A 9225-nucleotide genomic window follows, 5' to 3' on the forward strand; every position below is an offset into this window, starting at 1 on the left:
GCGTGAGAAAACATGATTTACTTTGATAATTCGGCGACGACCAAGCCCTATCCTGAAGCCCTTGAAACCTATATGCAGGTCGCTTCAAAAATTTTAGGAAATCCATCTAGTCTCCATCGTTTGGGAGACCAGGCAACACGAATCTTAGATGCTTCTCGCCAACAGATTGCAGATTTAATCGGTAAGAAAAGCGAGGAAATCTTCTTTACTTCTGGTGGAACAGAAGGAGATAACTGGGTCATCAAGGGAGTAGCCTTTGAAAAAGCTCAGTTTGGCAAGCACATCATCGTATCAGCCATTGAACATCCGGCGGTCAAAGAATCAGCTCTTTGGTTGAAAAGTCAAGGGTTTGAAGTAGATTTTGCTCCAGTTGATAACAAAGGATTTGTGGATGTTGAAGCGTTAGCAGATTTGATACGACCTGATACGATCCTCGTTTCCATCATGGCTGTGAACAATGAAATCGGCTCGATTCAACCTATTGAGGCTATTTCAGAACTCTTGGCAGATAAGCCGACTATTTCCTTCCACGTTGATGCGGTTCAAGCACTTGCTAAGATTCCAACTGAAAAATATCTGACAGAACGAGTGGATTTTGCGACTTTCTCTAGTCACAAGTTTCATGGTGTCCGTGGTGTTGGTTTTGTCTATATTAAGTCTGGCAAGAGGATTACGCCGCTTTTAACAGGTGGTGGTCAGGAGCGAGATTATCGTTCGACAACTGAAAATGTGGCAGGGATTGTAGCGACTGCCAAGGCTCTCCGTTTGTCCATGGAAAAGCTGAATATCTTTACTAGTAAGACAGGACAGATGAAGGCAGTGATTCGCCAAGCCCTTCTGGACTATCCAGAGATTTTTGTCTTTTCAGATGAGGAAGACTTTGCCCCTCATATCCTGACTTTTGGAATCAAGGGTGTTCGTGGTGAAGTCATCGTTCACGCCTTTGAAGACTATGATATTTTCATCTCAACGACCTCTGCTTGTTCATCCAAGGCAGGGAAACCTGCAGGCACCTTGATAGCCATGGGAGTGAACAAGGATAAGGCTCAGTCAGCTGTGCGTCTTAGCCTAGACCTTGAAAATGATATGAGTCAGGTCGAGCAGTTTTTGACCAAGCTAAAATTAATTTACAATCAAACTAGAAAAGTAAGATAGGAGCATTTATGCAGTATTCAGAAATTATGATTCGCTACGGAGAATTGTCAACCAAACACAAAAATCGTATGCGCTTCATCAATAAACTTCGCAATAATATTTCAGACGTTTTGTCTATCTATCCACAAGTTAAGGTAACCGCAGATCGTGACCGTGCCCACGCTTACCTCAATGGAGCTGATTACACCGCAGTAGCAGAATCCCTCAAACAAGTATTTGGAATTCAAAACTTTTCTCCCGTTTATAAGGTTGAAAAGTCCGTGGATGTTCTTAAATCTGCTGTCCAAGAGATTATGAAAGAAACTTACAAGGAAGGGATGACCTTTAAAATCACTGGTAAGCGTAGCGACCACACCTTTGAACTTGATAGTCGTGAACTCAATCAAACTCTTGGTAGTGCTGTTTTCAAGGCTATTCCAAACGTGAAAGCTCAGATGAAAAATCCAGATATTAATCTTCAGGTTGAGATTCGTGAGGAAGCAGCCTATATTTCTTATGAAACTTTTCGTGGAGCAGGAGGATTACCTGTGGGAAGTTCTGGTAAAGGCATGCTCATGTTATCAGGAGGAATTGATTCACCTGTGGCAGGTTATCTAGCTCTTAAACGTGGTGTAGATATTGAGGCTGTTCACTTTGCCAGCCCACCTTACACTAGTCCAGGTGCTCTCAAGAAAGCCCAAGATTTAACTCGTAAATTAACCAAGTTTGGGGGAAATATCCAGTTTATCGAAGTACCTTTCACAGAGATTCAAGAGGAAATCAAGGCTAAAGCGCCAGAAGCCTACCTCATGACCTTGACTCGTCGATTTATGATGCGGATTACCGACCGTATTCGTGAGGTGAGAAATGGTTTAGTTATTATCAATGGGGAAAGTCTTGGTCAAGTAGCTAGCCAGACCTTGGAAAGTATGCAGACTATCAACGCTGTGACCAGCACTCCAGTCATTCGTCCTGTGGTTACTATGGACAAATTGGAAATCATTGATATTGCCCAGACAATCGATACCTTTGACATTTCTATCCAGCCTTTTGAAGACTGCTGTACCATTTTTGCACCTGACCGTCCTAAGACCAATCCTAAGATTAAGAATGCAGAGCAGTATGAAAAACGGATGGATGTTAAGGGCTTAGTTGAGCGAGCAGTGGCTGGTATCATGATTACTGAGATTACACCTCAGGTTGAAAAAGATGAAGTCGATGACTTGATAGACAATCTGCTCTAATCAGAAAATCCAAAAGAATTTAGAAAAATAAATGAAAAAGTTAGTTTTTAATCCAAAAATGGAAGCAAAACTGACTTTTTTCTATAATTGTGATATAATGAGATAAAATTTTGAATATAGAGAGTTTTCTGACAATGAATCAATCCTACTTTTATCTAAAAATGAAAGAACACAAACTCAAGGTTCCTTACACTGGTAAGGAGCGCCGTGTACGTGTTCTTCTACCTAAAGATTATGAGAAAGACACGGATCGTTCCTATCCTGTGGTTTACTTTCATGACGGGCAAAATGTTTTTTATAGCAAGGAGTCCTTCATTGGCCATTCATGGAAGATTATCCCAGCTATCAAGCGTAATCCTGATATCAGTCGCATGATTGTCGTTGCCATTGACAATGATGGTATGGGGCGGATGAATGAGTATGCGGCTTGGAAGTTCCAAGAATCTCCTATCCCAGGACAGCAATTTGGCGGTAAGGGCGTGGAGTATGCCGAGTTTGTCATGGAGGTGGTCAAGCCTTTTATCGATGAGACCTACCGTACCAAAGCTGATCGCCAGCATACGGCTATGATTGGCTCGTCACTAGGAGGCAATATTACCCAGTTTATCGGTTTGGAATACCAAGACCAAATTGGTTGTCTAGGGGTCTTTTCATCTGCCAACTGGCTTCACCAAGACGCCTTTAACCGCTATATCGAGCGCCAGAAACTATCGCCTGACCAGCGTATCTTTATCTATGTTGGAACAGAAGAAGCAGATGATACGGACAAGACCCTGATGGCTGGCAATATCAAACAAGCCTATATCGACTCGTCGCTTCGCTATTACCATGATTTGATTGCAGGTGGAGTAGGCTTGTATAATCTTGTCTTGAAAGTTCAGTCTGGTGCCATCCATAGTGAGATTCCATGGTCGGAAAATTTACCAGACTGTCTGAGATTTTTTGCAGAGAAATGGTAAGTTAGGAAAGGAGAAAGATAATGCATATTGAAAACCTTAGCCACTGGAGTGGTCACCTCAACCGTGAAATGCACCTCAACCGTTATGGACATGCTGGGATTCCAGTTGTGGTCTTTGCTTCATCAGGTGGCAGTCACAATGAATACTATGATTTTGGTATGATTGATGCCTGTGCTTCTTTTATTGAGGAAGGCCGTGTCCAGTTCTTTACCCTATCCAGTGTGGATAGTGAGAGCTGGTTGGCCACTTGGAAAAATGGTCACGACCAAGCAGAGATGCACCGTGCCTACGAACGCTATGTGATTGAGGAGGCCATTTCTTTTATTAAGCATAAGACAGGTTGGTTTGACGGTATGATGACGACAGGTTGCTCCATGGGCGCTTACCATGCTGTTAACTTTTTCCTCCAACATCCAGATGTCTTTACCAAGGTGATTGCTCTCAGTGGTGTGTACGACGCACGTTTCTTTGTCGGTGATTACTACAATGATGATGCTATTTACCAAAACTCACCAGTAGATTATATTTGGAATCAGAACGACGGCTGGTTTATTGATCGTTACCGTCAGGCAGAGATTGTGCTTTGTACGGGTCTTGGTGCCTGGGAACAAGACGGTCTACCATCTTTCTACAAGCTTAAAGAAGCCTTTGACCAGAAACAAATTCCAGCCTGGTTTGCTGAATGGGGACATGATGTCGCCCACGACTGGGAATGGTGGCGCAAACAAATGCCTTATTTCCTTGGAAATCTCTATTTATAAAAGGAGTTACCTATGAATTACCTTGTTATTTCTCCCTACTATCCGCAAAACTTTCAACAGTTTACCATTGAGCTAGCTAATAAAGGCATTACAGTCTTGGGAATTGGCCAAGAACCATACGAGCAATTGGATGAACTTTTGCGCAATAGTTTGACCGAGTATTTCCGTGTAGATAATCTTGAAAATGTAGACGAAGTTAAGCGTGCAGTTGCTTTTCTCTTTTATAAACATGGCCCAATTGACCGCATCGAATCCCACAATGAATACTGGCTTGAGCTGGATGCAACACTCAGAGAACAATTCAATGTCTTTGGTGCCAAACCAGAGGATCTCAAAAAGACGAAATATAAGTCTGAGATGAAGAAACTTTTCAAAAAAGCAGGTGTTCCTGTGGTCCCTGGAGCTGTTATCCAGACGGAAGCAGATGTGGATAAAGCAGTGAATGAAATCGGCCTTCCAATGATTGCAAAACCTGACAATGGAGTGGGAGCGGCCGCGACCTTTAAGCTTGAAACAGAAGACGATATCAATCACTTCAAGCAAGACTGGGACCATTCGACCGTTTATTTCTTTGAGAAATTTGTCACGTCTAGTGAAATTTGTACTTTTGATGGTCTTGTGGACAAGGATGGTAAAATTGTCTTTTCAACGACCTTTGACTACGCCTATACACCGCTTGATCTCATGATTTATAAGATGGACAATTCCTACTATGTTCTTAAGGATATGGATCCCAAATTACGTAAATATGGTGAGGCAATTGTCAAAGAATTTGGTATGAAAGAACGTTTCTTCCATATTGAGTTCTTCCGTGAAGGGGATGATTATATTGCCATTGAGTACAATAACCGCCCTGCAGGTGGTTTCACCATTGATGTTTATAACTTTGCCCATTCCTTGGACCTCTATCGTGGCTATGCAGCTATTGTCGCAGGAGAAGAGTTTCCAGTGTCAGAGTTTGAAGCGCAGTATTGTTTGGCTACGTCTCGTCGTGCAAATGCTCACTATGTTTATTCTGAGGAGGACTTGCTTGCCAAATATAGCCAGCAGTTCAAGGTTAAAAAAATCATGCCAGAGGCCTTCGCGGAACTTCAAGGAGATTACCTGTATATGCTGACAACTCCGAGTCGACAAGAAATGGAGCAGATGATTGCAGATTTCGGACAACGTCAGTCTTAAGAGACTATAGGGTTAAGGAGAATAACTTTCTTAATCCTTTTGTTTTTTATACTCAATGAAAATCAAAAAGCAAACTAGGAAGCTAGCCGCAAGCTGTACTTGAGTACGGTAAGGCGACGCTGACGTGGTTTGAAGAGATTTTCGAAGAGTATTATAAGAAATAAAACCGCTTTCTCATATATTCTTTTAGAAAACCTGTTGCTAAAAGATATAAAAATTGATAGAATAAGGATTGTCTAAAAAATTTTAAGGAGAATCTATCAAATGGATTTCACATGGGCAATTAAATATGCCACTGAATTTTTGGCTACTGCTATTTTGATCATTCTTGGTAATGGTGCAGTTGCTAACGTTGAACTTAAAGGTACGAAAGGTCACCAAAGTGGCTGGCTCGTTATCGCTGTTGGTTACGGTATGGGGGTTATGATTCCAGCTTTGATGTTTGGTAATGTATCTGGTAACCACATCAACCCAGCCTTCACTCTAGGTCTTGCAGTTAGCGGTCTTTTCCCATGGGCTCAAGTTGCACCTTACATCATTATGCAAGTGTTGGGAGCAATCTTCGGACAAGCATTAGTTGTTGCAACACATCGTCCATATTACTTGAAAACTGAAAATCCTAACAACATTTTGGGTACTTTCTCAACAATTTCAAGTTTGGATCAAGGTACAAAAGAATCACGCTTTGCAGCAACTGTTAACGGTTTTGTAAACGAGTTTATCGGTTCATTTGTTCTGTTCTTTGCAGCTCTTGGATTAACTAAAAACTTCTTTGGTGCTGAACTAGTATCAAAAGCACAAGCAGCTATTAATGCTCAAGTTACACAAGCAACTACTCAAGGTCAAACCATTCCTCAAGAACAAGTAACAGCAGCGCTTGACCAAGCTAAAGAACAAGTAGCTCCATTTATGACATCTGGTCTTGGAATTGCTCACTTGGCACTTGGATTCCTTGTTATGGCCTTGGTAACATCACTTGGTGGACCTACAGGACCTGCCTTGAACCCAGCCCGTGACTTGGGACCACGTCTCCTTCATGCTTTCCTTCCAAAATCAGTTCTTGGTGAGCACAAAGGTGATTCAAAATGGTGGTATTCTTGGGTACCAGTAGTAGCACCTATCGCAGCAGCAATTGCGGCAGTAGCTATCTTCAAATTCCTTTACCTATAAGAAATTGAAACCGGGGAAATCCTCGGTTTTTTAGGTGAAATTTTTACGAAAAATCGGTAAATTTGAGCATAATATCTTGTAAAAAATTCTAAAATCCTTTAAAATAAAAGAGTTGGAGGAATTTATGAATGTAAATCAAATTGTACGGATTATTCCTACTTTAAAAGTTAATAATAGAAAATTAAATGAAACATTTTATATTGAAACCCTTGGTATGAAGGCCTTGTTAGAAGAATCAGCCTTTCTGTCACTAGGTGATCAAACAGGCCTAGAAAAGCTGGTTTTAGAAGAAGCTCCCAGCATGCGTACTCGTAAGGTAGAGGGAAGAAAAAAATTAGCTAGATTGATTGTCAAGGTGGAAAATCCCTTGGAAATCGAAGGACTCTTATCTAAAACAGATTCGATTCATCGATTATATAAAGGTCAAAATGGCTACGCTTTTGAAATTTACTCGCCAGAAGATGATTTGATTTTGATTCATGCGGAAGATGATAGAGCAAGTCTAGTAGAAGTAGGAGAAAAGCCTGAATTCCAAACAGATTTGGAATCAATTTCTTTAAGTAAATTTGAGATTTCTATGGAATTACATCTCCCAACTGATGTCGAAAGTTTCTTGGAACTATCTGAAATTGGGGCATCACTTGATTTTATCCCAGCTCAGGGGCAGGATTTGACTGTGGACAATACAGTTACTTGGGATTTATCTATGCTCAAGTTCTTGGTTAATGAATTAGACATAGCAAGTCTTCGCAAGAGGTTTGAGTCTACCGAATATTTTATTCCTAAGTCTGAAAAATTCTTCCTTGGTAAAGATAGAAATAATGTTGAATTGTGGTTTGAAGAAGTATGAAGTGGACCAAGATTATTAAAAAAATAGAAGAACAAATCGAGGCAGGGATTTATCCCGGAGCCTCTTTTGCGTATTTTAAGGACTATCAATGGACGGAGTTCTATTTAGGCCAGAGTGACCCAGAGCACGGCTTGCAGACTGAGGCAGGACTAGTTTATGACCTAGCCAGTGTCAGCAAGGTTGTTGGGGTTGGTACCGTTTTTACTTTTTTGTGGGAAAAAGGCAAATTAGATATTGACAGACCGGTAACAGATTTTTTAGCTGAGAGTGATTATCCAGACATTACTATTCGCCAGCTCTTAACACATGCTACAGATTTTGATCCTTTTATTCCCAATCGTGATCTTTTAACAGCCTCAGAATTAAAGGAAGCGATGTTTCATCTCAATAGACGAAGTCAGCCAGCCTTTCTTTATTCGGATGTCCATTTTTTGCTGTTAGGTTTTATCTTGGAAAGAATCTTTAATCAAGACTTGGATGTGATTTTACAGGAGCAAGTTTTTAATCCTTGGGGAATGAATGAAACCCAGTTTGGGCCTGTTGAGCTTGCTGTTCCAACGGTCAGAGGTGTAGAGGCAGGCATGGTACATGATCCCAAAGCTCGTCTCTTGGGCAGACATGCAGGTAGTGCTGGTTTATTTTCGACTGTAAAGGATTTACAAATCTTTTTAGAACACTATTTAGCAGATGATTTTGCAAGAGACTTGAGTCAAAATTTTTCTCCTTTGGATGACAAGGAACGTTCTTTGGCATGGAATTTGGAAGGAGATTGGCTAGACCATACGGGCTATACAGGTACCTTTATCATGTGGAATCGCCAGAAGCAAGAAGCGGCTATTTTCCTATCGAATCGTACCTATGAAAAGGATGAGAGGGCTCAATGGATTGTAGACCGTAATCAAGTGATGGACTTGATTCGCAAAGAAGAGTAAGGAGAGACATGTCAAATAGTTTAAAAGGGACTCTATTAACAGTTGTGGCTGGGGTTGCTTGGGGCTTGTCAGGAACGAGTGGCCAATACCTGATGGCACATGGAATTTCGTCTCTGATTTTAACTAACTTACGACTTTTAATCGCTGGTGGGATTCTCATGGTCTTGGCTTATGCTACTGCAAAGGATAGAATGCTGGCCTTTTTAAAGGATAGAAAAAGTTTGCTGTCTCTTCTCATTTTTGCTCTGATTGGCCTCTTCCTCAATCAATTTGCCTATCTAACTGCTATTCAGGAGACCAATGCAGGAACAGCGACGGTGCTTCAGTATGTTTGCCCTGTCGGGATTTTGATTTATAGCTGTATCAAGGATAAGGTAGCACCGACACTGGGAGAGATTGTTTCTATCATATTAGCCATTGGAGGAACCTTCCTGATCGCCACTCATGGGCAGTTGGACCAGTTATCTATGACACCTGCAGGTCTGTTCTGGGGTCTCTTTTCTGCTCTGACTTACGCACTTTATATCATTTTGCCCATAGCCTTGATTAAGAAGTGGGGGAGTAGTTTGGTCATTGGTGTGGGAATGGTCATAGCAGGTTTGGTCGCCCTTCCTTTTACAGGAGTTCTACAGACTACTATCCCAACTAGTCTTGATTTTCTCCTCGCTTTTGCGGGCATTATTCTTATCGGGACTGTCTTTGCCTATACAGCCTTCTTAAAGGGAACCAGTCTGATAGGACCGGTTAAGTCAAGTTTGTTGGCTTCAATTGAGCCAATTTCGGCTGTTTTCTTTGCCTTCTTAATTATGAATGAACAATTTTATCCCATTGATTTTCTTGGCATGGCAATGATATTGTTTGCTGTAACTTTGATTTCTTTGAAAGATTTACTCTTAGAAAAATAAAAAAGACTCTTTGTCGTCCGTGACAGAGAGTTTTTGCGGCTCTTTGTCAACTGTAGTGGGTTGATGAAAAGCTAAGATCTAGAAAGGACAC

9 protein-coding genes are annotated in these 9225 nt (G+C 41.2%); all 9 read left to right on the forward strand.

What is annotated here, in order from left to right; all coding sequences use genetic code 11:
* Positions 1-12: 12 nt before the first annotated feature.
* Positions 13-1155, forward strand: coding sequence for a cysteine desulfurase family protein (locus RWM06_RS02010; protein WP_313969925.1), 1143 nt, complete (start codon positions 13-15; stop codon positions 1153-1155).
* 8 nt (positions 1156-1163) lie between these two features.
* Complete coding sequence (gene thiI / locus RWM06_RS02015; RefSeq protein WP_313969926.1) at positions 1164-2378, forward strand: tRNA uracil 4-sulfurtransferase ThiI; 1215 nt, start codon at positions 1164-1166, stop codon at positions 2376-2378.
* A 134-nt stretch (positions 2379-2512) separates the two neighbouring features.
* Positions 2513-3337, forward strand: coding sequence for an alpha/beta hydrolase (locus RWM06_RS02020; RefSeq protein ID WP_313969927.1), 825 nt, complete (start codon positions 2513-2515; stop codon positions 3335-3337).
* A 20-nt stretch (positions 3338-3357) separates the two neighbouring features.
* Entirely contained in the window at positions 3358-4098 is a 741-nt protein-coding gene (locus RWM06_RS02025; RefSeq protein ID WP_313969928.1) for an esterase family protein, read from the forward strand.
* Between the two features lie 12 nt (positions 4099-4110).
* Positions 4111-5277 carry an ATP-grasp domain-containing protein gene (locus RWM06_RS02030; protein WP_313969929.1) on the forward strand — a complete coding sequence of 389 codons (1167 nt, stop codon included), beginning with the start codon at positions 4111-4113 and terminating at the stop codon, positions 5275-5277.
* Positions 5278-5541: 264 nt separating this feature from the next.
* A complete protein-coding gene (gene gla, locus RWM06_RS02035) occupies positions 5542-6447 on the forward strand; it encodes an aquaglyceroporin Gla (RefSeq protein WP_313969930.1) in 906 nt (301 codons plus the stop codon).
* A gap of 124 nt (positions 6448-6571) precedes the next feature.
* Positions 6572-7297: a CppA family protein gene (locus RWM06_RS02040; RefSeq protein WP_313969931.1), complete on the forward strand. Its 726-nt coding sequence runs from the start codon at positions 6572-6574 to the stop codon at positions 7295-7297.
* Positions 7294-8229 carry a serine hydrolase domain-containing protein gene (locus RWM06_RS02045; RefSeq protein WP_313969932.1) on the forward strand — a complete coding sequence of 312 codons (936 nt, stop codon included), beginning with the start codon at positions 7294-7296 and terminating at the stop codon, positions 8227-8229. Before RWM06_RS02040 ends, RWM06_RS02045 begins: the two co-directional genes overlap by 4 nt.
* Before the next feature lie 8 nt (positions 8230-8237).
* The gene (locus RWM06_RS02050) at positions 8238-9134 is read left to right on the forward strand and encodes a DMT family transporter (RefSeq protein WP_313969933.1); all 897 of its coding nucleotides are present in this window, start codon (positions 8238-8240) and stop codon (positions 9132-9134) included.
* Positions 9135-9225 lie beyond the last annotated feature (91 nt).

It is taken from the genome of uncultured Streptococcus sp. (assembly GCF_963516575.1).
Taxonomy (GTDB): Bacteria; Bacillota; Bacilli; order Lactobacillales; family Streptococcaceae; genus Streptococcus.